The sequence below is a fragment of the Sphingomonas sp. 179-I 2A4 NHS genome, from assembly GCF_045369135.1.
Lineage (GTDB): Bacteria > Pseudomonadota > Alphaproteobacteria > Sphingomonadales > Sphingomonadaceae > Sphingomonas.
This window is the reverse complement of record NZ_JBIQFL010000009.1, coordinates 60,913-84,275: the sequence shown is the minus strand read 5'-3', so window position 1 is coordinate 84,275 and position 23,363 is coordinate 60,913. Positions and strand designations below refer to the sequence as shown.

Annotated in this window: 21 protein-coding genes; 12 read left to right on the top strand and 9 right to left on the bottom strand. The window is 66.4% G+C overall.

Annotated features, from left to right (window positions below; all coding sequences use genetic code 11):
- Nucleotides 1–11: 11 nt before the first annotated feature.
- The 3 genes from ACH0CP_RS14780 to lpdA all read right to left on the bottom strand — a co-directional run bounded on the left by ACH0CP_RS14780 (nt 12) and on the right by lpdA (nt 5,623).
- Nucleotides 12–2,657: an ATP-binding protein gene (locus ACH0CP_RS14780; RefSeq protein ID WP_406875769.1), complete on the bottom strand. Its 2,646-nt coding sequence runs from the start codon at nt 2,655–2,657 to the stop codon at nt 12–14.
- A 193-nt stretch (nt 2,658–2,850) separates the two neighbouring features.
- Entirely contained in the window at nt 2,851–4,017 is a 1,167-nt protein-coding gene (locus tag ACH0CP_RS14775) for a nucleotide sugar dehydrogenase (RefSeq protein ID WP_294444931.1), read from the bottom strand.
- 211 nt (nt 4,018–4,228) lie between these two features.
- Nucleotides 4,229–5,623, bottom strand: coding sequence for a dihydrolipoyl dehydrogenase (gene lpdA / locus ACH0CP_RS14770; protein WP_406875768.1), 1,395 nt, complete (start codon nt 5,621–5,623; stop codon nt 4,229–4,231).
- A 92-nt stretch (nt 5,624–5,715) separates the two neighbouring features.
- Between lpdA and ACH0CP_RS14765 the strand changes: the two genes are divergently transcribed.
- The 7 genes from ACH0CP_RS14765 to nadA all read left to right on the top strand — a co-directional run bounded on the left by ACH0CP_RS14765 (nt 5,716) and on the right by nadA (nt 12,638).
- Nucleotides 5,716–6,948 (top strand): acyl-CoA dehydrogenase family protein, encoded by a 1,233-nt coding sequence (locus ACH0CP_RS14765; RefSeq protein ID WP_294444709.1) that lies wholly within the window; start codon nt 5,716–5,718, stop codon nt 6,946–6,948.
- A gap of 107 nt (nt 6,949–7,055) precedes the next feature.
- Nucleotides 7,056–7,424, top strand: coding sequence for a BlaI/MecI/CopY family transcriptional regulator (locus ACH0CP_RS14760; protein ID WP_294444710.1), 369 nt, complete (start codon nt 7,056–7,058; stop codon nt 7,422–7,424).
- A complete protein-coding gene (locus ACH0CP_RS14755) occupies nt 7,421–9,070 on the top strand; it encodes a M56 family metallopeptidase (protein WP_294444712.1) in 1,650 nt (549 codons plus the stop codon). Before ACH0CP_RS14760 ends, ACH0CP_RS14755 begins: the two co-directional genes overlap by 4 nt.
- A 46-nt stretch (nt 9,071–9,116) precedes the next feature.
- The gene (locus ACH0CP_RS14750) at nt 9,117–9,980 is read left to right on the top strand and encodes an MBL fold metallo-hydrolase (protein ID WP_294444713.1); all 864 of its coding nucleotides are present in this window, start codon (nt 9,117–9,119) and stop codon (nt 9,978–9,980) included.
- Nucleotides 9,970–10,677 carry a hypothetical protein gene (locus ACH0CP_RS14745; protein WP_294444714.1) on the top strand — a complete coding sequence of 236 codons (708 nt, stop codon included), beginning with the start codon at nt 9,970–9,972 and terminating at the stop codon, nt 10,675–10,677. The genes ACH0CP_RS14750 and ACH0CP_RS14745 overlap by 11 nt, the downstream gene beginning before the upstream one ends.
- 158 nt (nt 10,678–10,835) lie before the next feature.
- Nucleotides 10,836–11,492, top strand: coding sequence for a hypothetical protein (locus ACH0CP_RS14740; protein ID WP_406888392.1), 657 nt, complete (start codon nt 10,836–10,838; stop codon nt 11,490–11,492).
- A 147-nt stretch (nt 11,493–11,639) separates the two neighbouring features.
- Complete coding sequence (gene nadA / locus ACH0CP_RS14735) at nt 11,640–12,638, top strand: quinolinate synthase NadA (RefSeq protein WP_294444725.1); 999 nt, start codon at nt 11,640–11,642, stop codon at nt 12,636–12,638.
- A 43-nt stretch (nt 12,639–12,681) separates the two neighbouring features.
- Here nadA and glmM read toward each other — a convergent pair whose 3' ends face one another.
- Entirely contained in the window at nt 12,682–14,022 is a 1,341-nt protein-coding gene (gene glmM / locus ACH0CP_RS14730) for a phosphoglucosamine mutase (RefSeq protein WP_294444716.1), read from the bottom strand.
- A gap of 120 nt (nt 14,023–14,142) precedes the next feature.
- On the opposite strand from glmM, the gene ACH0CP_RS14725 reads away from it, so the two are divergent.
- Entirely contained in the window at nt 14,143–15,408 is a 1,266-nt protein-coding gene (locus ACH0CP_RS14725) for a dicarboxylate/amino acid:cation symporter (RefSeq protein WP_294444717.1), read from the top strand.
- Complete coding sequence (locus ACH0CP_RS14720; protein ID WP_294444718.1) at nt 15,405–16,400, top strand: aldo/keto reductase; 996 nt, start codon at nt 15,405–15,407, stop codon at nt 16,398–16,400. The genes ACH0CP_RS14725 and ACH0CP_RS14720 overlap by 4 nt, the downstream gene beginning before the upstream one ends.
- 101 nt (nt 16,401–16,501) lie before the next feature.
- On the opposite strand, the gene ACH0CP_RS14715 is transcribed toward ACH0CP_RS14720, so the two are convergent.
- Nucleotides 16,502–17,338: an oxygenase MpaB family protein gene (locus ACH0CP_RS14715; protein ID WP_294444719.1), complete on the bottom strand. Its 837-nt coding sequence runs from the start codon at nt 17,336–17,338 to the stop codon at nt 16,502–16,504.
- 16 nt (nt 17,339–17,354) lie between these two features.
- Nucleotides 17,355–17,861, bottom strand: coding sequence for a MucR family transcriptional regulator (locus ACH0CP_RS14710; protein WP_294444720.1), 507 nt, complete (start codon nt 17,859–17,861; stop codon nt 17,355–17,357).
- 333 nt (nt 17,862–18,194) lie between these two features.
- Here ACH0CP_RS14710 and ACH0CP_RS14705 point away from each other — a divergent pair, with 333 nt between their 5' ends.
- The 3 genes from ACH0CP_RS14705 to ACH0CP_RS14695 all read left to right on the top strand — a co-directional run bounded on the left by ACH0CP_RS14705 (nt 18,195) and on the right by ACH0CP_RS14695 (nt 20,055).
- A complete protein-coding gene (locus tag ACH0CP_RS14705) occupies nt 18,195–19,106 on the top strand; it encodes a DMT family transporter (RefSeq protein WP_294444721.1) in 912 nt (303 codons plus the stop codon).
- Entirely contained in the window at nt 19,103–19,582 is a 480-nt protein-coding gene (locus tag ACH0CP_RS14700; RefSeq protein WP_294444722.1) for a GNAT family N-acetyltransferase, read from the top strand. Before ACH0CP_RS14705 ends, ACH0CP_RS14700 begins: the two co-directional genes overlap by 4 nt.
- Before the next feature lie 155 nt (nt 19,583–19,737).
- On the top strand, nt 19,738–20,055 hold the full coding sequence (locus ACH0CP_RS14695; RefSeq protein ID WP_294444724.1) for a multidrug efflux SMR transporter: 318 nt from the start codon (nt 19,738–19,740) through the stop codon (nt 20,053–20,055).
- Nucleotides 20,056–20,123: 68 nt separating this feature from the next.
- Here the strand turns inward: ACH0CP_RS14695 and ppa are convergent, their stop codons facing one another.
- Genes ppa through ACH0CP_RS14680 form a run of 3 tightly spaced genes read right to left on the bottom strand, consistent with a single transcriptional unit; the run spans nt 20,124 to nt 23,339 of the window.
- A complete protein-coding gene (ppa, locus tag ACH0CP_RS14690; protein ID WP_406875766.1) occupies nt 20,124–20,702 on the bottom strand; it encodes an inorganic diphosphatase in 579 nt (192 codons plus the stop codon).
- Nucleotides 20,703–20,744: 42 nt separating this feature from the next.
- The gene (locus ACH0CP_RS14685; RefSeq protein ID WP_406875765.1) at nt 20,745–22,661 is read right to left on the bottom strand and encodes a M61 family metallopeptidase; all 1,917 of its coding nucleotides are present in this window, start codon (nt 22,659–22,661) and stop codon (nt 20,745–20,747) included.
- A gap of 33 nt (nt 22,662–22,694) precedes the next feature.
- Nucleotides 22,695–23,339 carry a DUF1345 domain-containing protein gene (locus tag ACH0CP_RS14680; RefSeq protein WP_294442784.1) on the bottom strand — a complete coding sequence of 215 codons (645 nt, stop codon included), beginning with the start codon at nt 23,337–23,339 and terminating at the stop codon, nt 22,695–22,697.
- Nucleotides 23,340–23,363 lie beyond the last annotated feature (24 nt).

The following is a 23,363-nucleotide window of genomic DNA, read 5'->3' as shown; positions in this document are numbered from 1 at the left end:
AGCCGCTCGCGCTACGCGGGCTGCCCCTCGCTCTCGGCCCGGCTGAGGCTCAGCACATGCCGGATCTTCCGCGCCAGCGCTTCGCGCGTGTAGGGCTTTGACAATAGTTCCACGCCGGGATCGAGCCGGCCGTGGTGGACGATCGCGTTCTCGGTATAGCCTGAGGTGAAGAGCACGCCGATGTTCGGCAGCCGCTCCTTGGCTTTGCGCGCAAGCTCCGGGCTGCGCAGGGGGCCCGGCATCACCACGTCGGTGAACAGCAGGTCGATCGGGATGCCGCTTTCGATCACGTTCAGCCCGCCCTGCGCGTCGCGCGCCTTCAGCACGCGATAGCCGAGTTCGGACAACAGCGAGACGGCAGTTTCGCGCACGCCATCGTCGTCCTCCACCACCAGGATGGTCTCCGATCCACCCAGCACCGGCGCCGCGCTGATGTCGGTCAACACGTCCTCGTCCTGCAGTACACGCGGCAGGTAGAGCTTGATCGTCGTCCCTTCGCCGACTTCGCTGTAGATCTTCAGATGCCCGCCGCTCTGCTTCACCAGGCCATGGACCATCGACAGGCCCAGGCCCGTTCCCTTGCCTTCGGGCTTGGTGCTGAAGAACGGCTCGAACACCTGCTCGATCAGCTCCTTCGGGATGCCGGTGCCGGTGTCCGTCACCGCCACCACGACATATTGGCCCGGCGTCACCTCGGCATGCTGGCGGCAATATTCGTCGTCGAGGAAGGCATTGCTCGCCTCAATCGTCAGGCGGCCGCCATTTTCCATCGCATCGCGCGCGTTGATCGCAAGGTTCAGGATCGCATTCTCGATCTGGCTCGGATCGATCAGCGTGTTCCACAGCCCGCCCGAAACGATCGTCTCGATCTCCACGTCCTCGCCAAGCGCGCGGCGAAGCAGATCGTCCATCGTGCGCAACAGCCGGCCAAGATTGATGACCTTGGGTTCGAGCGGCTGGCGCCGGCCGAAGGCGAGCAGCTGCGAGGCGAGCTTCGCGCCGCGGGTGACGCCGGCCATGGCATTTTCCACCCGCCGCTCGGCACGCGCATTCCCGGCGACGTCGCGTGCCAGCAGCTGGAGATTGCCGCTGACCACCTGCAGCAGGTTGTTGAAATCATGCGCCACGCCGCCGGTCAGCTTGCCCAGCGCCTCCAGCTTCTGCGAATGGCGCAGCGCCCGCTCGGCGATCTCACGCTCGCGCGCCTCGTGGTGCAGCTGGTCCAGCGCCTCGCGCAGTTCCGCGGTGCGCTCGCTGACGCGCTGCTCCAGCGTCTGGTTCATCTGGTGCAGCTGATCCTCGGCGCGCTTCTGATGCGTGACGTCATAGCCATCGACGAAGATGCCGGAGACCTTGCCGGAGGTATCGAAGATCGGCTGGTACACCAGGTGGACGAACCGCTCCTCCGGCTCCGAGTCCGGGCTGCGCTGGATCATCACCGGCATGTTGCGCCCGACGAATGGCTTGCCTTCGGTCTTCACCTTGTCGAGCAGCTCGAAATAGCCCTGGCCGGTGATCTCCGGCAGCGCCTCGCGCAGCGGGCGGCCGATCAGGTCGCGATGGCCGACGAGCTGCATGTAGGCGTCGTTGACGAGTTCGAACCGGTGTTCCGGGCCGGCGAGGATGCACATGAAGCTTGGCGCCTGGCGGAACAGCTGGTGCACCCGGTCCCGCTCGCGGGTGCGCTGCTCCATGATCTCGGCGCGGACGAGCCCGGCGGCGATCTGCCCGGCGAGCAGTTCGAGGAAACTGAGGTATTGCTCTTCTGCTGGACGGAAGGGATTGAGCCCCACCACCAGCGCGCCGCGCGCGCGCCGCCCGCTCTGCCCGGCAAGCGGGATGATCGCCACCTTCGTCGGCGGCTTGCTCCAAGCGCCCTGCGGCAGCGTGCCGGGGGGCGCGTCCTCGACCAGGATCCGCCCGTCGCTCAGCAGGCGCTCGATCCGCCAAGGCTCAGGCGCCGCCAGCGGATCCTCGGGCGCGATCCCCGTAGCGGCCGCAAGATGCGGTGTCCGGTCGTCACCGAACAGATAGACCAGGCTGAACGGCAGGTCCTGAAGATTGCGCGACAGGCCGGTTTGCACCGCCTCCACCACTTCCGCCTTGTCCTGCGCGGTGGTGAGCGCAGAGGCGAGCTCGCGCAGCGAGGCGAGCCGCCGCTCGCTGATCACGCGATCGGTTTCCTCCGAAACCGCGCAGAACACGCCCTCGACCTTTCCACTGTCGCCGATCAGCGGGCTGTAGGAGAAGGTGTGGTACGTCTCTTCGGGATAACCGTTGCGCTCCAGCAGCAGCAGCAGCGCGCGATCCCAGGTCGCCTCGCCCTTCTCATAGACGGTGGCCAGGCGATCCTTGATGTCGTCCCAGATTTCCGCCCACAGGATCTGGGTGGGCGTCGCCAGCGATTTCGGATGCTTGATGCCAAGCGTCGGCTGATAGGCGTCGTTGTAGAAGAAATTGATATCCGGGCCCCAGCCCAGCCACATCTCGAACCGCGAGGTGAGCAGCAGGCGAAGCGCGACCTTGAGGGCATTGGGCCATGTTTCCGGGGTGCCGAGCGACGTCGCGCTCCAGTCATGTGCCCGCATCAAACGGGCCATCTCGCCATCGCCGACGAAGATATCGCTGTAGCGCTGTTGCTCGGAAACCTGGATCATCAACTGGGGTCGCTCCGGCTGCTGGGCCGGTCGAGTAGCCCGTAAATCCCGTTACGGCCAGTATCGCCGCGAAGAGCTGCGATTATTGTTACGACGTGCCCGCGCTTGCGGCCTGAACCTTTGGGCGATGCGCAAGCGACAGAATAGCCGCCGCCCGCGCTCTCGATGTGCTCAACCGATCCTGTCCGACCGGTCAGTCGGATCCGAACAGATCGCGGGTGAAGACCTTCTCGGCCACGTCCGCCAGCTCTTGCGTGTTGCGGTTGGCGATGATGACGTCGGCGGCCTGCTTGAACTCGGCGACATCGCGGATCACGCGCGATCCGAAGAATTCCTCCTCCTGCATCGCGGGCTCGTAGATCACGACGTTGATGCCCTTAGCCTTGATCCGCTTCATGATGCCCTGGATCGAGGACTGGCGAAAATTGTCCGATCCCGCCTTCATCACCAGCCGGAACACGCCCACCGTCCTAGGGCGACGGGCGATGATCTGGTCGGCGAGGAAGTCCTTGCGGGTGCGGTTGGCGTCGACGATCGCACGGATCAGGTTCTGCGGCACCTCGGAATAATTGGCGAGGAGCTGCTTGGTGTCCTTGGGCAGGCAATAGCCGCCATAGCCGAAGCTGGGATTGTTGTAGTGTGTGCCGATGCGCGGATCGAGGCCGACGCCGTCGATGATCTGGCGCGTGTCCATGCCGCCGGCGATGGCGTAGCTGTCGAGTTCGTTGAAGAAGGCGACGCGCATCGCGAGGTAGGTGTTGGCGAACAGCTTGATCGCCTCCGCCTCGCGGGCGTTGGTGAACAGGATGCTGACGTCCTTCTTCACCGCGCCCTCAAGCAGCAGATCGGCAAAGATGCGGGCGCGTTCGGACTGTTCGCCGACGATGATGCGCGACGGGTGAAGGTTGTCGTGCAGTGCCCGGCCTTCGCGCAGGAACTCCGGGCTGAAGATCACCTGGTCAGTGTTGAGCCGCTGGCGAACGTCGTCGACGAAGCCGACGGGGATGGTGGATTTCACGACGATCGTAGCATTGCGGTTGTGCGCGATCGCCGTAGAGATCACCGCCTCGACGGACGAAGTATCGAACTTGTTGGTCTCGACATCATAGTTCGTCGGCGTCGCCACGATTACGTAGTCCGCGCCGGCCAGCGCCTCGGCGGGATCGAGCGTCGCGGTGAGGTTCAGCGGCTTATCAGCGAGGAAGTGCTGCAGTTCGTCGTCCAGTATCGGCGACTTGCGGGCATTCAGCATCGCGACGCGCTCTGGCGTGATGTCGACCGCAACCACCTCATTGTGCTGCGCCAGCAGCACCGCGTTGGAGAGACCGACGTAGCCGAGCCCGAAAACCGCAACCTTCATCTCGTTCTCTCTCGCTTGTCCAACGATGCAACAAGGAACGAGACGACGGGATCGCACAAGGATGTGGGCCGCCTGCTCTCCCTCTGGAGGCGCCTATGCCGTGATGCGTAATCGAGCGTCAACGCCAGGCCATCCGAGTTTGCCAAATGCAACATCACCCCAGGCACGGGCCCGGGGTGACGAGAAATGCTGTTGAATGAGGCGAACGCGATCAGATGTGGATCGGCTTGCCCTGCACCGCCATCGCGGCTTCCTTGATCGCTTCCGAATGCGTCGGGTGCGCGTGGCAGGTGTAGGCGATGTCCTCGCTGGTCGCGCCGAACTCCATCGCCTGCGCCGCCTGCGCGATCATCGTGCCCGCGACGCTCGCGATGCACCACACGCCCAGCACGCGATCGGTCTTGGCGTCCGCGATCACCTTCACGAAGCCGTCGGGCTCGTGGTTGGTCTTGGCGCGGCTGTTCGCCATCATCGGGAACTTGCCGACCTTGATCTCGCCCTTTTCCTTGGCGGCTTCCTCGGTCAGCCCGACGCCCGCGATCTCCGGCCAGGTGTAGACCACCGACGGGATCACATCATGGTTCACGATGCCATGCTGACCGGCGATGTTCTCGGCAACGGCAATGCCCTCGTCCTCGGCCTTGTGCGCCAGCATCGGACCGGGAATGACGTCGCCGATCGCCCAGACACCGGAAACCGAGGTGCGAAAATCGTGGTCGGTTTCGATCTGGCCGCGGTTGTTCGGGGTGAGGCCGATCTTCTCCAGCCCCAGGCCGTCGGTGTTCGGCTTGCGGCCGATCGACACCAGCACGCAATCCGCCTCGATCGTCGATGTCTCGCCGCCCGCCGCCGGTTCGACGGTCAGCGTCGCCTTGTCACCGTTCACGGCAACACTGGTCACCTTGGTGCCCAGCTTGAACTCGATGCCCTGCTTCTTGAAGATCTTGTTGGCTTCCTTGCGCACGTCGCCGTCGAAGCCCGGCAGGATCTGGTCGAGGAACTCGACGCAGGTCACCTTCGCACCCAGACGCCGCCAGACCGAGCCAAGCTCCAGTCCGATCACGCCGCCGCCGATCACGACCATATGCTCCGGCACCTTGGGCAGTTCGAGCGCGCCGGTCGAATCGACCACCACCTTCTGGTCGATCGTCACGCCCGGCAGCGGGGTCACGCTGGAGCCGGTAGCGATGACGATGTTCTTCGCGGTCACCTTCTGCCCGTCGACGGTGACACTGTGCGCGTCCTCGAAGCTGGCGCGGCCCTTCAGCCACGTCACCTTGTTCTTCTTGAAGAGGTATTCGATGCCGCCGGTTAGGCTCTTCACCGACTCGCGGCGCTGGCCGTGCATCGCGTCGAGGTCCAGCTCCGGCGTCACCTTCACGCCCATCTTCGCCATCGCGCCATTGGCGGCCGCGTCGAAATACTCGCTCGCGTGAAGCATCGCCTTCGAAGGGATGCAGCCGACGTTGAGGCAGGTGCCGCCCAGCGTCTCGCGGCTTTCGGCGCACGCGGTCTTCAGGCCCAGCTGCGCCGCGCGGATCGCTGCGACGTAGCCACCCGGACCGGCACCGATCACGAGAACGTCAAAGTCGAATTCGTCAGCCATCAGGAGCACTCGCCTTGCGGATATGGAGATCGCCGTGCGACATAGACCCTGATGACGGGGGTGCAACCCCGCGGGACATGAGGAGAGCGGCGATGGACCTGAACTGGAGCCCGGAAGAGCAGGCGTTCGAGGCGGAAGTGCGGGAATTCCTCGCCACCAGCCTCACCCCGGAGCTGAAGCGGGCGGGCCAGCTTTCCACCAGCGTCTACGCCGATCACGAAGCAAGCATGAAGTGGCAGGAGATCCTCGTCGCCAAGGGCTGGGCCGCGCCGCACTGGGCGCCCGAGCACGGCGGCACCGACTGGACGGTGGCGCAGCATTACATCTGGAACCGCGAGCGCATCGCCGCTGGCGCCCCTGGCCTGTCGCCGATGGGCATCTCGATGGTCGCCTATGTCATCATGAAATACGGCACGCCGGAGCAGCAGCAATTCTTCCTGCCGCGCATCCTGTCGGGCGAGGTCTTCTTCTGCCAGGGCTATTCGGAGCCCAATTCGGGCAGCGACCTGGCCTCCCTGCAAACCAGCGCGGTCGAGGATGGCGACGACCTTATCGTCAACGGCCAGAAGGTGTGGACCACCCACGCGAACGAGGCGAACTGGATCTTCGCACTGGTGCGCACCTCGAAGGAAGGCCGGCCGCAACAGGGCATCACCTTCCTCCTCATCGACATGACGACGCCGGGCGTCGAGGTGCGCCCCTTCACCATGACGTCGGGTGAGCAGGTGCAGAACGCGGTATTCTTCACCGACGTACGCGTGCCCAAGGCAAACGTGATGGGCGAGATCGACCGCGGGTGGAGCGTGGCGAAATATCTCCTCGAATTCGAGCGCGGCGGCAACGCCTATGCGCCGGCATTGAAGGCGCGGGCGGACGCGATTGCACGCCACGCGGCGGAGACGACCGGCAGCGACGGCGCGCCGTTGATCGACGATCCGGTATTCGCCGCCAAGCTGGCGCGTGCCCGCGTGCGCGCCGACGTACTGGAGATCATGGAGCTTCGCCTGCTGTCCGCCGCCAATGACGACGGCAGCGTCGGCGCGCTCTCCTCGATGATGAAGATCATGGGTACCGAGCTTGCCGGCACGCTCACCGAACTGGCGATGGAAGCGGCCGGAGACCGCGGCCTCGTCTATCAGCCGCACGCCACCATGCCGGGCGGCGCGGTGCCGGGCCACACGCCGCCGGCGGATGGCTATGTCTCCGGCGAGACGTGGCATGCGCTCGCACCGCTGCGCTACATGAACGAGCGCGCCGGGCCGATCTACGCCGGCTCGAACGAGATCCAGCGCAACATCATCGCCAAGCAGGTGCTCGGTCTCTGATCAGCCCCTGATCAGCGCGCGCGTCACTTCGGCGCAGCTTCGTCGCGCGGCTATTGACTACACCCGTAAACAATGTGACTACTAGTGTAGTTGCAGGAGAGCGAGTCGTGGCCGAACGGATCAGCGATGCCGAACATGCCGTGATGGAGGTGCTGTGGGACGATAGCCCGCTCACCGCGCAGGAGGTGGCGGAACGGGTCGATCCCGATCGCGGCTGGAGCGCCAATACGGTCAAGACGCTGCTCGGCCGGCTGCTCGCCAAGAACGCCATCACCCATGAAGAGGACGGCCGTCGCTATCTCTACCGCCCGGCGGTCGAACGCAGCGATTATGTCGCAGGCGAATCGCGCCGCCTGATCGACCGGCTGTTCGGCGGCAAGCTCACCCCGCTCGTCGCGCATCTGGCGGAGCGGGACGAACTGTCGGCGCAGGACATTGCCGAGATCGAAAGCCTGCTGAAGGCGCTCAAGCAATGAGCGGCGCGGCGGTGAGCGCACCCGCTCTCAGCGCGCTCGTCCCCTGGGCGGTCGAGGCGCTCGTCGCCTCCGCCATCCTCATCGCGCTGGTCCTCCTGCTGCGTGGCCCCGTCCGCCGCAGCTTCGGGGCGCCGGTCGCCTATGCGCTCTGGGCGCTGCCGGCGCTCCGCCTCCTTCTTCCGCCCTTGCCGCAGGGGCTGCGCGAAAGCGTCGCCGCGCCGCTCGGCACGTCCTTCACCGAACCCTTTACCGCGCCTTTTTCGCAGGTCGGGCAGCAGGTCACGATCTTCATCGTCCCTGCCGCCACCGATGGCGCCGCCGCTTTCCCTAGCCTTACCCCAGGTATCACCCTCGCCCTGTTGTGGGGCCTGGGGGCGGCGGCGTTCCTCGGCTGGCATCTGACGAGCTATGCGCGCTTCCGCCGCCGGCTCCTGTCACGCGCGACGCTGGTCGGCGAGATCGGCAAGGTTCGGGTGGTGGAAAGCGCCGCCGCGGCCGGGCCGCTCGCCTTCGGGATCGCACGCCGCTACGTCGCCTTCCCGCGCGATTTCGCCGCCCGCTACGATGCGGACGAGCGGGAATTGGCGCTGGCGCACGAGCTTGGCCACCATGCCCGCGGCGATCTGGTCGCCAACTGGATCGCGCTTGGCGTGCTCGCGGTCCACTGGTTCAACCCGCTGGCCTGGTATGCTTTCCGCGCCTTTCGCGCCGATCAGGAAATGGCCAATGACGCGCGCGTCCTCGCCCGCCTCGGCGAAGGAGCGCGCCACGCTTATGCCTGTGCGATCGTGAAGGCGGCGCATGGCGGCGCGATCGCCGCCGCCTGCCACCTGCACACCGTCGATGATCTGAAGGGGCGGCTGCGCATGCTCGGCATGAGCCGCATCTCGCGCGGCCGCGCGCTCGCGGGGCTCGGCGCCATCGCGGTCAGCGGGGCAGGGGCGCTTGCCCTCACCGCATCTGGGACCCAGGCCGCCGAGCGGATGCGCGCGAGCGTCGAGACGGCCGCCAAGGTCGCCATCCCCGATGTCGTCCCGGCGATCGCCGCACCGGTGCAGGACGTCCGCGTCGTCATCGAGCGCGACGGCAAGCGCACCGAGATGAAGGGCGCCGCCGCCGAAGCCTGGATCGCCGCGAACCCCGGGCCGTTGCCCCCTGAGCCGCCCGACGCGCCGGCAGCGACCGCACCAGCGGCCCCGGCTGCGCCCGCCGCAGCTGCGATTGTCCCGCCCGAGCCGCCGCAGCCACCGGCCGCGCCATCAGTGCCTAACGTGCATGTTCGCACGATGACGCCCGCCAACATGCATGTCGCGGTCAACGTGCCCGAGGTGCGCTCGGCCCGCTGCCAGGGCGATGTCGAGCGTCCGGTGGTGGAGCACGATGTGGTCGACGGCAAGCGCCGCATCACCATCTGCACCGATCGGATCGAGCGGACCAGCGCGCGCGCCGAGGCACGGGCAATGGCAAGCGCGATGAACGCGGAGAAGATCAGGCGGCTGACGATGGTCTCCACCCGCAACGCCATGCTCGCCGCGCGCCATCGCGTCGCCGAAAACCACCGCATGCCGGCGGAGGCGCGCGAGCAGACCCTCGCCAGACTGGACGAGGAACTGGAGCGGCTTGGTGACGAGGCCGAGGAGAACTGATCGCTTGTGCTTGTCATCCGCGGCGTGAGCAGCCATCTGCTGCGCCATGGATGAGCCGCCCACCGGTATCCCGATCCAGCTCGAGCCGCTGGTCCTGCGCGTGCTGGCGCCCAATGCTTCGGCCTACACCTACACCGGCACGCAGACGCATATCGTCGGCACCGCGGATGTAGCGATCATCGATCCGGGCCCGGCGGACGAAGCGCATCACGAGGCGCTGCTGGCGGCCGTCGCCGGGCGACCGGTGGTGGCGATCGTCATCACCCACCATCACCGCGATCACAGCCCCGGCGCGCCGCGCCTGAAGGCAGATACCGGTGCGCCGATCGTCGGCGCCGCGCCCTTCGCGCTGGAAGACGATGGCCCCCGGTCGGATGCGTCCTTCGATCATGATTACGCCCCCGATCGCGTGCTGGCGGAAGGGGAGACGGTGTCCGGCACCGGCTGGACGCTGGAGGCGATCGCGACGCCCGGGCACACCTCCAACCACCTCGCCTTCGCCTTGCGCGAGACGCAGGCGCTGTTTTCCGGCGATCACGTCATGGGCTGGGCCACCAGCGTCGTATCGCCGCCCGATGGTGACATGACCGCGTACATGGCCAGCCTCGAAAAGCTGATGTCGCGCGATGACCGGGTCTATTATCCCGGCCATGGCGAAGCGATCGAGAAGCCGCAGCGGCTGGTGCGCGGCCTGCTCGGCCATCGCAAGCAGCGCGAAGGCCAGATCCTGCGGCTGTTGCGGGCCGGCACGGCCGAGATTCCGGCGATGGTCGAGAAGATGTACGTCGGGGTCGACAAGCGGCTCTATCCTGCTGCGGAACGGTCGGTGCTGGCGCACCTCATCGATCTCGATCGCCGCGGGCTGGTGCGGTCTGCGGATGGAGCGTGGCACGCTACGGATGCGGCCTGACGGGCGCGGGGTCGCGGTCGCCGCGATCGGGCTGGCGCTGGCCTTCGCGATCGTTGTGGCGACGCTCGCCGGCTATCGCTGGTGGAACGACCGGCATGTTGTGGCGACCGACGATTCCGGCCTCGCCGTCGCCCGTGTCGTCGCCGCGACCCTTCACACCAGCGCGGACCTTCGCGTCAGCCGGTTGACCGGCACCGTCCAGGCGACGGGCGCCACCAGCCGCTTGTGGGGCTGGCTCAATTCCTCGCGCGTCGTGAAAGCGCCTTTCTCGGTCGATTATTTCGTCGACGTTCGGCGGCTCGATGCAGGGGATTTCCGCTTCGATCCGGAGCGCCGCGTGCTCCTGGTCGAGGTGCCGGACGTGGTGCCCGGCGCGCCCAATATCGATCATTCGCAGGTCACGCTGGATCAGACGTCCGGCGTCTATGTCTCGCGCGATGCGATGACGGAGCTTCAGCGCAAGGTCGCGTTGACGGCCAGCAACGTCGTGGCGGAGAAGGCGCGCGACCCTGAGAATTTGCGCAAGGCGCGCGAGAACGGCCGCGTCGCGATCGAGCGCCTGTTCGGCGGCGCGCTTGCCGCTGCCCGTCTGCCGGTGCGTGTCGAGGTCGTCTATGCCGGTGAGCGTCGCGCGGATGATGGCGAGCGCTGGGACGTCAGCCGCAGTATCGAGGAAGTGCTGGCGAACGCGTCCTGATCATCGCCGCGAACAAGTAAAGTCGTGGCTCCGGAACGACAGAATGGCCAAGCCATTCACCGTGCGTGATATTTCGCGACTGTTGCTGGCAGGCCCGTGATCTTCTGCCTTCCTCCCGATCGTGCTAAATCGAAGTACTCGGGAAGGGGAGACTCGCGATGGCCAGCATCGCGCCGACACGTGCTGCACTTCGTGACGATCGGGGGTTCTTCTTTGCCCTCGCCGCCGCGATGGCGATCATCAATGTCCTCGGCTTCGGCACGCAATATGTCATGGGGCGGTCCAGCTTCGGCGCGCCGCCGCTCGTCCATCTTCATGCATTGGTGTTCATGGGCTGGATCGGCTTCTTCGTCTTCCAGACGTGGCTTGCCGCCAGCGGGCAGGTGAGGCGTCATCGCCGCCTCGGCTGGCTCGGTGCTGGCTGGGCCGCGCTGATGGTGGTGGTCGGCGTCTCCACCACGGTGGCGATGATGCGCGCCGGCCACGTGCCCTTTTTCTTCCTGCCGGCCTACTTCATCGTCATGAACACGCTCGCCGTCCTCACCTTCGCGGTGCTCCTGTGGTGGGCGGTCGCGTGGCGGCGGCGCACCGAATGGCATCGCCGGCTGGTGATCTGCGCGATGACGGCGATCATGGGTCCCGCTTTCGGGCGGCTGCTGCCCGCGCCCTTGATGATCCCCTTCACCGCCTGGGGCATGTTCGCGGCGATGATGCTCTTTCCGATTGTCGGCGCCTTCTATGACTGGCGACGGCGTGGGCGGGTGCATCCGGCGTGGCTGGCGGGCGCCTGGTGCTGGTCGGCATGCAGGCGATGATGGACGTGATCGCCATCACCCCGGCGGGCGCGGCCATCTATCGCGCGGTGGTTGCCGGTTCGCCCGGCGCGGCTGTCGCGCCCTATGAATATCCGCCTTTCCCGCCGATGGCTTGATCGATCGCGCCTGCCGGGCCATCTGCACGGCATGGACCAGCCGCAGAACCTCAAGGGCGTCGACATCCGCGCCGAGATCGACCGCCTTCGCAAAGAGCGTAATGCGGTGATCCTCGCCCATTATTATCAGAAGCCGGAGATCCAGGATCTCGCCGATTTCGTCGGCGACAGCCTCGATCTGTCGCGCAAGGCGCAGGCGACCGACGCTGACGTCATCGCCTTCTGCGGCGTGCGCTTCATGGCCGAGACGGCAAAGATCCTCTCGCCCCAGAAGACGGTGATCCTGCCCGACATGGATGCCGGCTGCTCGCTTGAGGACAGCTGCCCGCCCGAGCAGTTCGCCGCCTTCCGCGCGCAGCACCCGGATGCGATCGCGCTCACCTACATCAACTGCTCCGCGGCGGTGAAGGCGCTCTCCGACGTGATCGTCACGTCGTCGTCGGCGGAAAAGATCCTGTCGCAGATCCCGAAGGACCAGAAGATCATTTTCGGCCCGGATCGCAACCTCGGCGGCTATCTCGCGCGCAAGACCGGCCGTGATCTCATCCTCTGGCCGGGCGTGTGCATCGTGCACGAGGCGTTCAGCGAAACCGAGCTCCTCAAGCTGAAGGCGCAGCATCCGGACGCGCCGATCGCGGCGCACCCGGAATGCCCGCCGGTGATCCTCGATCACGCCGATTACGTGGGTTCGACGAGCGGCATCCTTGCCTATGCGGGCGAGTTCTCGGGCGACACGCTGATCGTCGCGACCGAGCCGCACATCATCCACCAGATGGAAAAGGCGCTGCCGGGCAAGACCTTCATCGGTGCGCCGGGCGCCGACGGCAACTGCAACTGCAACATCTGCCCGTACATGGCGCTCAACACGATGGAGAAGCTCTACGTCGCGCTGCGCGATCTCGAGCCGCGGATCGAGATGGACGAGGATCTGCGCCTCAAGGCCAAGAAGAGCCTCGACGCGATGCTGGCGATGGCCAGCAATACCGTCGGGCAGGGCGATCTCGGCCCCGCGCGCGTGACGGGCGACTGATCGCCTGACCCCTCCCCCAACAGGGGAGGGGACTGACCGTAGCTCAGGCCGCGGCGCGCACCGCGTCGCAGATGCGGTCCACCACCGCTTCCACCTGCGCCGCATCATCGCCTTCCGCCATCACGCGGATCACCGGCTCGGTGCCGGACGGGCGGATGACCAGCCGGCCGCTGCCCGACAGTTCCTCCTCCGCCGCCGCGATCGTCTCGCGCACGCTGTCTGCCTCCAGCGGCTTGGCGCCGCGCGCATATTTCACGTTCTTCAACAGCTGCGGCAGCGGTTCGAAGCGGTGCAGCACCTCGCTCGCCGGCGCGCCGGTGCGCTGCACCTCGGCCAGGATCTGCAGCGCGGCGACCAGACCGTCGCCGGTGGTGCCATAATCCGACAGGATGATGTGCCCCGATTGCTCGCCCCCGACATTGTAGCCGCGCGCGCGCATCGCCTCGAGGACGTAGCGGTCGCCCACCGACGTGCGCACCAGCCCCAGCCCCTGCGCGGCGAGATGCCGCTCAAGCCCGAGGTTCGACATGACGGTCGCGACCAGCCCACCGCCGGCGAGCGCCCCGCGGCGCGCGAAACTGGTCGCGATCGTCGCCATCAGCTGGTCGCCGTCGACCACACGGCCGCGCTCGTCGACCACGATCAGCCGGTCCGCGTCCCCGTCCAGCGCGATGCCGATCGCCGCGCCGCTCGCCACGACCGTCTCGGACAGCGTCTGCGGCGCGGTTGATCCCACGTGATGGTTGATGTTCTTGCCGTTCGGCTCGACGCCGATCGCCACCACTTCCGCGCCGAGCTCCCACAGTGCCGACGGTGCGACCTGATACGCCGCGCCGTTGGCGCAATCGACCACCACCTTCATGCCATCCAGCCGGGCATCGGCCGGGAAGGTGGACTTGGCGAAGTGGATATAGCGCCCGCGCGCATCCTCCACGCGGCGCGCGCGGCCGATGTCGCCCGCGGCGGCAAGCGGGATGTCGCCGTCGATCAGCGCCTCGATGGCCGTCTCCGCTTCGTCGGACAGCTTGTAGCCGTCCGGCCCGAACAGCTTGATGCCATTGTCGGCAAATGGATTGTGGCTGGCGGAGATCATCACGCCGATGTCGGCGCGCATTGATTGCGTCAGCATCGCCACCGCAGGCGTCGGCATCGGGCCAAGCAGCACCACGTCCATGCCCACCGCGGTAAAGCCGGCCACCAGCGCATTTTCCAGCATGTAGCCCGACAGGCGCGTATCCTTGCCGATCACCACGCGGTGGCGATGATCGCCGCGCACGAAATAGGCGCCCGCCGCCATGCCGACCTTCATCGCCATTTCTGCCGTCATCGGGCTGATGTTCGTCAGGCCGCGGATGCCGTCGGTGCCGAAATACTTGCGTGCCACGCCGCTTCTCCGGTTGCTCGATACTTGTCGCGGCACTTGGGGTGACGCAGAACCGTTTGGCTCTTGCCGAACGGCGCACCGCGGAACAAGTCCGTGGCGACGAGGAGCGTGAAAGGCCTGATGTCTCAATCTACTCGTATTCTTCTGGCGCTGGTCGTGGGGCTGGTCGGCGGCATCATCCTTGCCGCCATTGCGCCCGCCGCGGTCGAGCCGACCGCCAGCGTCGCGCAGCCGATCGGCCAGGCATGGCTGAACGCGCTGCAGATGACGATCGTCCCGCTCGTCTTCTCGCTGCTGGTGACGGGTGTCGCGGCGACCGCGGAGGCGGCGCAGGCCGGCCGGCTCGCTGGCCGTGCGGTGCTGCTGTACGTCATGGTCATGTTCGGCTCGGCGCTGGCAGCGGGGCTGCTGACGCCCGTGTTCCTGGAGATCGCCCCGCTCCCCGCCGAGTCCGGCGCGGCGCTGCGCCAGGCGCTGACCGGCGTCGCGCCCAATCCGCCGGTGCCGCCGCTCGGCGAGTTCTTCGCCGGGATCGTGCCCAACAATGTCGTGCGCGCCGCGGCCGACAGCAATTTCCTCTCGATGATCATCTTCGCGCTGATCTTCGCCTTTGCGCTGATGCGCATCGATGCGGAGCTTCGCGCGCTTCTCGTGCACATGTTCACTGCCGTGCGCGATACGATGCTGGTGGTGATCGGCTGGATCCTGTGGATCGGCCCCGTGGGCGTTTTCGCGCTCGCGCTGGTCGTCGGCGCCCGCGCCGGCAGCGGCGCCTTCCACGCGCTCGTCCATTATATCCTGATCGTCTCGGCGGTCGGCGTGGTCGTGTCGCTGCTGGCGTACCCGACAGCGATGTTTGGCGGGCGGGTGTCGCTGGCCCGCTTCTCGCGCGCCGCCCTGCCGAGCCAGGCGGTCGCCGTCTCGACGCAATCTTCGCTGGCCAGCCTGCCGGCGATGCTGTCGAGCGCCCATTCGCTCGGCGTGCCGGTGGCGACGGCGGGCGTTACGCTGCCGCTCGCGGTCGCGCTGCTGCGCGCCACCGGCCCGGCGATGAACTTCGCGGTCGCCATCTATATCGCGCACTGGTTCGGCGTGCCGCTGACGTTCGGTACGATGGCGATCGGCACGCTGGTGGCTGCGTTGATGTCGCTCGGCGCGGTCAGCCTGCCGGGCACGGTCAGCTACATCAGCTCGGTCGCGCCGGTCTGCGCGGCGATTGGGGCGCCCACCGTGCCGCTGGGGCTGCTCGTCGCGGTCGAGACGATGCCCGACATTGTCCGCACGCTGGGCAACGTCATGTGGGACATTGCGACGACGGTGACGCTCGCGCGCGGTGAGCGGACGCCGACTGACGAGGCGGACATGATCCTGGAGGATTTGCCATGAAATACCGCACACTGGGTGATGGGCTGAAGGTTTCCGCGATCGGCATCGGCTGCATGCCGATGGCCAGCAAGGAAGGCGGCCGGCTCAACTATGGCGTGGCCAATGATGACGAAAGCATCGCCACCATTCACCGCGCGATCGATCTCGGCATTACCTTCTTCGACACGGCCGAGATCTATGGCCCGCTGTTCAACGAAGAACTGCTAGGCCGCGCGATCAGGGGCAAGCGCCACGGCCTCGTCATCGCCACCAAGTTCGGCTTCCTCGGCCCCAATGGAAACTATGGGATCAATTCGCAGCCTGCGAACATCCGCCGCGCCTGCGAAGGTTCGCTCCAGCGGCTCGGCATCGACACGATCGACCTCTATTACCAGCATCGCGTCGATCCGAACGTACCAATCGAGGACGTCGTCGGCACGCTGGCGGAGCTGAAGGCCGAAGGGAAGATCCGCCACATCGGCCTGTCCGAGGCTGGGGTCGGCACCATTCGCCGCGCCGCCGCGGTTCACCCGATCGCCGCGCTGCAGAGCGAATATTCGCTGTGGGAGCGGGACGTGGAGGAAGAAATCCTGCCCACCTGCCGCGAACTCGGCATCGGCTTCGTGCCCTACAGTCCGCTTGGCCGCGGCTTCCTCACCGGCTCGATCACCTCGCGCGACGAGCTGAAGGAGGGTGACTATCGCCTCAACGATCCGCGCTATGCTGAGGGCAATTTCGAGCGCAACATGGAAGCGGTGGCGGTGGTGAAGCGGATCGCCGACGCACACGGCGTCAGCGCCGCGCAGGTCGCGCTCGCCTGGCTGCTCGCGCAGGGCGAGGACGTGGTGCCGATCCCCGGATCGAAGCGCCGCGCGACGATGGAGGATTCGGCCAAGGCGCCCGAGGTGGTGCTGACCGTCGACGATCTCACCGCGCTCGACGCCGCCGCACCGCGCGGCGGCACCGCCGGCCCGCGGTATCACGAACCGATGCTGAAGATGGTGCGGATCTAAGGCCCCAGGCCGCCCCCTAATGATGCGTCACCCCGGCCCCTGGGTCGGGGTCCCGCTTCTTCCACTGGTCAGGAAAAGCAGCGCCCACCGCGCTCAAACACTCACCGCCGCTTCAACGCCCAGCGCAGCACGCCATTCATCCCCCGCGCACTCAGCCGAACCGCCGGGCGAGCGAGCGGGGAGGGCGCGCGCCCGTGCATCGTCGCGGCCCAGGCTGGCAGCAGATCCAGCCCCGCCGGCGCGATCACCGCCAGCGCCGAGCGCGTCAGTGGGTCCGGGCCGGAAGCCAGCAGCGCATTTGCCACGTCACGGGTGCGCACATCGCAGCGCAGCTCGCTGCGCACCTGTCGATAATAAGCTTCAACGTCACGCCGTGTTGCGGGCACGTCGGTGGCGCCCAGCCGGCGCGCGATGGTGGCGGTTTCCGACAGATAGCGGTCCTGGTCCTCGCCGGTCATCCCCGGCTCGCGATACCGCAGGAATGCGCGCAGGAAGCTGTCGACCTCGGCAACGTGAACCCAGGTCAGCAATTCCGGATCGTTCGCATCGTACGGCGTGCCATCCGGCAGCGTTCCGTGGACATGATCGTGGATCGACCGCACCTTGGCGATCGTGCGCTCGGCGGATTGCGTGCTGCCGAACGTGGTGACGGAAATGAACTGCGCGGTGCGGCGAAGCCGGCCGAACCGATCGCGTCGAAAGTCGCTGTGGTCCCACACGCCGGCCAGCGCGCGTGGATGAAGCATCTGTAGCAGCAGCGCGGAAACGCCGCCGATCATCATGGCCGAAAAGTCGGCATGGACTCGCCATGCGACGGAGCTCGGGCCGAAGAGGCCGTCATCGCCTGGGGGACGAGACAGGTCGACTTCGCCCGAGCCGACAAGCGCTCGGATCTTGCCGCCGAGCGCGGCTCGCAGATCGGGCACCAGTTCGGCCACCCGACCCGCTCGGTCTTTATTCGTCGCCGGCCGCTGCCGCCGCCGGCTTGCGCCCGCGCTTTGCACCGGTCTCGGCCGCTTCGGCGCCCTTGCGGGTCATGCCGGGCTTGCGGCCCAGGCCGATCTTCTTGGCCATCGCGCGGCGCGCTTCCGAATAGGTCTCGGCGACCATCGGATAATCCGGCTTCAGGCCGTAGCGCTGACGGTATTCGGCCGGGGTCAGGCCGTGGCCGGCAAGATGGCGGCGCAGCGTCTTGTAAGGCTTGCCGTCGATCATCGAAATGATGTGATCCTTAGAGGCAAGCGACTTGCGGACGGAAACCGCCGGCGAATATTCGCTGGCCGGCTCTTCGGACGTCACAGCCTGACCGGTGGTCGAAAGCTGGCTGACGGCCTCATGCATCTTCTGCAGGAAACCCGGCACCTCATCGCTGGACGCGCGGGTGTTAGGATTGGAAAGCCACGCGATCGTCAGTTCGGTGGCCAGCTCGACCGCATTTGTGTCAACGGTATCTTCGTTCATGCGAGGCTCCTTACGTTTTTGTCGCCATAGCAAGACAATTCCGCTGGTCAACCGCTTGGCCGGGATTCGTCAAAATTTTGTTCAGAAAGGAGTATCATGTTCTAAAATCTGAACCCGATTTTATTTGGGGAGGGCTCAGAACAACTACTCGTTCATCTGGCGTTAACTGGTTTAGCACTGTTTAACGGTTTTCGCCTGACAACGGTGCCACAGCGCGAAAATCGCGCCGTAAGACTCCGTTTGGCGGCGCATTTCACGGCAGCGGTGCAGGTCCGTTCCTTGGCCCATGCACAGTATCTCGCCAGCGCCACCGAAGCCCGATAACGGGGACGGATGAGCGAGGCTGCACCCGACAGGACGATCTCGATCGGGGTAGCCTTTGCGGTCGCCGCGGGCGGAATCGGGCTGTTTTCCATCATGGATGCGGTGATGAAGGGACTGGTGCTCGCGCTCGGCGTCTACAACACCTTGCTGTGGCGCTCGTTCGGCAATGTCGCGCTCGGCGCGGCCGCCTGGCGCGTCGTGGGCTACCGCCGGCCCAGTCGCCGCGCGCTCACGCTCCACGTCACGCGCGGCGCCGTTACTTGCGCCATGGCACTTCTGTTCTTCTGGGGGCTGGCCCGTGTGCCGATGGCACAGGCAATTGCCTTGTCCTATATTGCGCCGCTGCTGGCGCTGATCCTTGCCGCCTGGTGGCTGAAGGAGCGGATTTCGCGCCGTACGATCATCGCCTCGATCGCGGCAAGCCTCGGTATCGCCACCATTTTTGTCGGCCAGGCACGTGCCGCGCTCGGCCCCGAAGCGTTCGAGGGAGCGATCGCGGTGCTCGCCTCGGCCGTGCTCTATGCGATCAATCTCATCCTCACGCGGATGCAGTCGCTGGCCGCCCGCCCGGCCGAAACGGCGTGCCTGCAATCACTGGTGATCCTCGTCCTGCTCGCCTGCGCCGCGCCGTGGCTGGCGGTCGTCCCGCCGCTCTCCGGGCTCGCGCCGCTTGCACTGGCCGCGCTGCTCAGCTTCGTGTCGATGATGATGCTCTCCTTCGCCTATACGCATGGCGAGGCGGGGTATCTGGCGATGACCGAGTACACCTCCTTCGTTTATGCCGCGGTGCTCGGTTTCCTGATCTTCGGGGAACGCGTGTCGCCCTTCACCCTCGTTGGCGCGGTCGTGATCGTCGCTGCCTGCGTCTATGCCGCGCGCCGCCGCGACATCGCTGCGCAAAGCCTGGAGCAAACCGCATGACCGTCACCATCCGCCCCGCGACACCCGATGACGCGGCGACCATGCTGCGCTTCATCCGCGAGCTTGCGGCCTACGAGCGGGAGCCGGACGCGGTGGAGACGACCGAGCCGATGCTGCGCGATGCGCTGTTCGGCGCTTCCCCGGCGGCCGAGGCGCTGATTGCGGAGCGCGACGGGGAGAGTATCGGCTTTGCCCTCTTCTTCCACACCTTCTCCACCTGGACGGGCCGGCGCGGCCTGTGGCTGGAGGATCTGTACGTGACGCCCGAGGCGCGCGGGTCGGGCGCCGGCGCGGCGCTGCTAAGGGCACTTGCGGGGCTGGCGCTGGACCGCGGTTGCCCGCGGCTGGAATGGACGGTGCTCGACTGGAACACGCCTGCGCTCGAATTCTATCGCGCCAAGGGCGCCGTCCCGCAGGACGAATGGACGACGCAGCGCGTCACCGGCGCCGCGCTGCAGGCGCTCGCCGGCCGCTGACCGCTTGCCCCGCAAGGGGTGATCCGAAGGTATTCCTGTCCTACAGGCCCCGCTCCGTGGCACAGCCGCGTTGTGCGGCAGGGAAGATCATCGGTGTTGGAGAAAAACGTGCGATCGCCTCAACTTCCTCAACATTCGCGGGCGGGCGAGCGCTGATGGCCTGGGTGTGGCTGGTCATCGGCGGCCTGTTCGAGGTCGGCTTCACCACCTGCCTTCGCCACGTCGAGGGGTTCCGCAACCTCGGCTGGACGGCCGGCTTCCTCGGCTCGGTGACGGCGTCGATGGCGCTGCTGGAATATGCCTCGCGCTCGATCTCGATGGGCACCGCTTACGCGGTGTGGGGCGGCATCGGCGCGCTGGGGACGGTGCTGGTGGGCATCGCCTTCTATGGCGAGCCGGCGACGCCGGTGCGCATCGCGCTGATCTTCGGCGTCGTGCTGTGCATCGCGGGGCTGAAGCTCACCGCGCATTGAGGTAAAGGCATTGAGGCAAGGGCCGCCCCTCCCGCACGGGGGAGGGGCGTTCCGTTCAGGTTCCGCTCTCAGCCGCGACCCGGCACGTCATGGTCGTGCGGCTCTTCGCCTTGCGCCTTGGCTTCGTTGTAGCGCTCGATCGCCTCGACCGTGATCTGCCGCGCCTCGTCAGCGCCGCCCCACTTGCCGATGCGGACCCACTTCTTCTTCTCCAGGTCCTTATAGTGGGTGAAGAAATGCTCGATCTGCTGGAAGACGATCTCAGGCAGATCGTCCTTCTCGCCGACGTTCGAGTAATAAGGGAAGGTCTGGTCGACCGGCACGCAAACGAGCTTCTCGTCGCCGCCCGCCTCGTCCTCGAGGTTCAGCACCGCGATCGGCCGCGCGCGCACGACGCAGCCCGGGATGAACGGCGAGCGCGACACGACCAGCGCGTCGAGCGGATCCCCGTCGGGCGACAGCGTGTGCGGCACGAAGCCGTAGTTTGCCGGATAGCGCATCGGCGTGTGCAGGATGCGATCGACGAACAGCGCACCGCTGGCCTTGTCGAACTCATACTTCACCGGCTCGCCACCGGTCGGCACTTCGATGATGACGTTCAGGCTGTGCGGCGGGTTGTCCCCCGTCGGCACCATATCGATGCGCATGTTATTCCTCTTTCACTTTAGCGATGATGATGCGCCGCAAGCTCACCTGGGCGACAGCAGGCGATCCAGTCCGGCTTCTCCCGAGCCAATCTTTTCGAGCCGCGGGTAGCGCAGCCCGCCGTGCCAGTCGAGCGCGACTTGCCGATAATGGTCGCCCTTACGCACCCACAACTGGATCGGTTGCGGGTTATCCTTTGCCGCGGCGATCGCAGACTTCATCCGCTCGTCCGAATAGCCAAGGCCATTCACCGACACGATCGTCGTGCCGATCGTCAACCCTGCGTCGAAGGCCGGCGATCCCCAGGTGACGGACGTAACCTCGTTGTTCGCGCCAACGACGAAGCCGCCGGAATAGGTGAGGTCGGTCACCTTGCGCGTCTTCTCGCCATGCCGGAACGACGGCGGTGCCTCGGCGGTATAGACCAGCCGATAGCCGTTGCCTTCGAAGCCGTTGAGCGGTGCACCCTTGCCATGCTCGGTCAGCCGCTCGGTCAGCAGTGTGCGCCAGTCATACGGCTGGATTTTGTTCAGCGTCGCGACGACATCGTCGAACGTATAGGTCAGCACGCCCCAGTCGCCGTCGCGCACGCCGAAGAAGGCCTTGGCGAAATCGTCGATCGACTTCTTGCCGGCCGAAAGCTCGCGCAGCTTGGCGTCCACTTCCAGCCAGACGAGCAGGCCCTCGTTGTAATAATCCTCGCTCCGCTGCCAGCTCGTCCAACCCTTGGGCTTGCGTGCCGAGATGATCGGATCGTTGGTGGTGTCGATGAGGTCGCGCCACTGCCGCGCCGGCTGGCCGTCATAAAGCGCGGCGATCGCGGCCAGCTGGTCCAGCGTGTCCTGCTTCGAAACGAGGCCCGATCGCGCCTGGAGCACATAGCCCCAGAATTGCGTCTGCCCTTCATACACCCACAGCAGCGAATTGCGCACCGGCGTGCGGAAATCGGGCGTCCAGGAATCCGCCCCGCGGCGGAACTTGCCGTTCCAGCTGTGGGTGAATTCGTGCGGCAGCAGGTTGCGCCGCCCCGGCCCCTCGTTCCAGCGGGTGAAGTAGCCCGGCGTCACGCCGTTCTCGCTCGACCGGTGATGTTCGAGGCCGATCCCGCCCAGGCTGTCGCTGATCGACAGGAGGAACGTGTACTTGTCGTAATGCTGGCTGCCGAACGCCTTTACGGCCTGTTCCACCAGCCGCTTGTGCGCATCGATCTGCGCCGGCGTCGCGGCCAGTTCGGCCGGCGTATCGGCATATACGGCCAGCGACACGCGCGGCGTCAACGCGAAGGTCTTGCCGTAACGCCCCGCCAGGATCGGCGAATCGACCAGCACCTCGTAATTGGTGCGATCGTAGGAATAGGTCGATCCGTTCACCTTGGCGGGAACGGCGCCCGATGCGGTCCACCCGGCAGGGTATTTCACCGTCATCTTCACCGGGATCTGCCGGGTGAACCAGCCGGCCGGATAAAGGCTGACGGAGTTCGGCTGCAGGCTCAGCATCTCCTGCGTCATTGCCACGCGGCCCTGGTCGGGCTTCGTCGCGGAGATGAACTCGAAGCGCGCCTCGATCGATTTGGCGCCCTGCGGCACGTCGATGTGAAAGGCGAACACGTCGACCGGGTCGCGAGTCCACGGTAGCTTCTTGCCGTCAGCGGTGATGACGAGGCCGGACAATTTCTCGATCTCGCCGCGCGGGCCGTGCTTGCCAGGCAGCCACGCCGGGTACAGCAGCACCATCGGCCCGGCCTTCGCCACGGGGATGGTCTCGGTCACGCGGAAGATGCCGCGCGTCACGTCGGTCGCATCCACGTCCAGCACGATCGTGCCGGGATAGGGCTGGTCCACCGGATCGGGGATGCTGGTGGTGAACGGGGCCGGCTTCGGTGCGGAATTGCCAGCGGGATTCTGTGCCGAAACGACGGCAGCGGAAGCGAGCAGGACGCTCGCGATAACAGGACGGATCATGGAAAGCCTCGCTAGCGTCCAACGCCGCGAAGCTCAATTGCCCAGCATGTTGATCGTGAAGGCGACGACGCCAAGGTTGAAGACGAAGGCGGCGAGCCCGTGCCCGATCGCCACGCGCCGCATCGAGCGGGACTGGATCGCCACGTCCGCCGTCTGGAACGTCATGCCCAGCGTGAAGGCGAAATAGATGAAGTCCCAATAGTCCGGCGCATCCCCGGTAGGAAAGTCCAGCCCCTCGGCGTCCTTGCCCTGATCCTGGGTGTAGAACAGATGGGCGTAGTGCAGCGCATAAGCGGTGTTCGAGAACAGCCACGTCGCCGCCAGCGTCGCGATGATCAGCGCCTTGTCGCTGCCGGCGTGCTCGCCGCCGAGTTCACTCGCCACCGCGGCCAGGATCACTGCCGTCACCAGCGCGGTCAGCACCAGCAACGCTGATCGATTGGCGTCATTCTCCTCCGCCGTTCGCCGCATGTCGGCGGTCTTGTCATCGAGCAGCGGCCACAGCGAGAGAAGGAACAGCGCGCTCGCCGTGTCGAAACCGATCATCAGCGCGCGGCCGGCCGGGGCACCCGCCAGCGCGGCAACGGTGACGGCAACGATCATCAGGACGGCAAACGCCACGAAGCGCGGAGGAGCGATGGTCTTGCCGACCTGCCACTGGCTGCGCGCCCTTGCCATGTTTCAGGTGCTAGCGCGCCGCGC

What these genes read in the sequence shown, in the direction of transcription:
- ACH0CP_RS14780 (WP_406875769.1), bottom strand. Translation starts at nt 2,657, where the DNA reads ATGATCCAGGTTTCCGAGCAACAGCGCTACAGCGATATCTTCGTCGGC.
- ACH0CP_RS14775 (WP_294444931.1), bottom strand. Translation starts at nt 4,017, where the DNA reads ATGAAGGTTGCGGTTTTCGGGCTCGGCTACGTCGGTCTCTCCAACGCG.
- lpdA (WP_406875768.1), bottom strand. Translation starts at nt 5,623, where the DNA reads ATGGCTGACGAATTCGACTTTGACGTTCTCGTGATCGGTGCCGGTCCG.
- ACH0CP_RS14765 (WP_294444709.1), top strand. Translation starts at nt 5,716, where the DNA reads ATGGACCTGAACTGGAGCCCGGAAGAGCAGGCGTTCGAGGCGGAAGTG.
- ACH0CP_RS14755 (WP_294444712.1), top strand. Translation starts at nt 7,421, where the DNA reads ATGAGCGGCGCGGCGGTGAGCGCACCCGCTCTCAGCGCGCTCGTCCCC.
- ACH0CP_RS14750 (WP_294444713.1), top strand. Translation starts at nt 9,117, where the DNA reads ATGGATGAGCCGCCCACCGGTATCCCGATCCAGCTCGAGCCGCTGGTC.
- ACH0CP_RS14745 (WP_294444714.1), top strand. Translation starts at nt 9,970, where the DNA reads ATGCGGCCTGACGGGCGCGGGGTCGCGGTCGCCGCGATCGGGCTGGCG.
- ACH0CP_RS14740 (WP_406888392.1), top strand. Translation starts at nt 10,836, where the DNA reads ATGGCCAGCATCGCGCCGACACGTGCTGCACTTCGTGACGATCGGGGG.
- nadA (WP_294444725.1), top strand. Translation starts at nt 11,640, where the DNA reads ATGGACCAGCCGCAGAACCTCAAGGGCGTCGACATCCGCGCCGAGATC.
- ACH0CP_RS14725 (WP_294444717.1), top strand. Translation starts at nt 14,143, where the DNA reads ATGTCTCAATCTACTCGTATTCTTCTGGCGCTGGTCGTGGGGCTGGTC.
- ACH0CP_RS14720 (WP_294444718.1), top strand. Translation starts at nt 15,405, where the DNA reads ATGAAATACCGCACACTGGGTGATGGGCTGAAGGTTTCCGCGATCGGC.
- ACH0CP_RS14710 (WP_294444720.1), bottom strand. Translation starts at nt 17,861, where the DNA reads ATGAACGAAGATACCGTTGACACAAATGCGGTCGAGCTGGCCACCGAA.
- ACH0CP_RS14705 (WP_294444721.1), top strand. Translation starts at nt 18,195, where the DNA reads ATGAGCGAGGCTGCACCCGACAGGACGATCTCGATCGGGGTAGCCTTT.
- ACH0CP_RS14700 (WP_294444722.1), top strand. Translation starts at nt 19,103, where the DNA reads ATGACCGTCACCATCCGCCCCGCGACACCCGATGACGCGGCGACCATG.
- ACH0CP_RS14695 (WP_294444724.1), top strand. Translation starts at nt 19,738, where the DNA reads ATGGCCTGGGTGTGGCTGGTCATCGGCGGCCTGTTCGAGGTCGGCTTC.
- ppa (WP_406875766.1), bottom strand. Translation starts at nt 20,702, where the DNA reads ATGCGCATCGATATGGTGCCGACGGGGGACAACCCGCCGCACAGCCTG.
- ACH0CP_RS14685 (WP_406875765.1), bottom strand. Translation starts at nt 22,661, where the DNA reads ATGATCCGTCCTGTTATCGCGAGCGTCCTGCTCGCTTCCGCTGCCGTC.
- ACH0CP_RS14680 (WP_294442784.1), bottom strand. Translation starts at nt 23,339, where the DNA reads ATGGCAAGGGCGCGCAGCCAGTGGCAGGTCGGCAAGACCATCGCTCCT.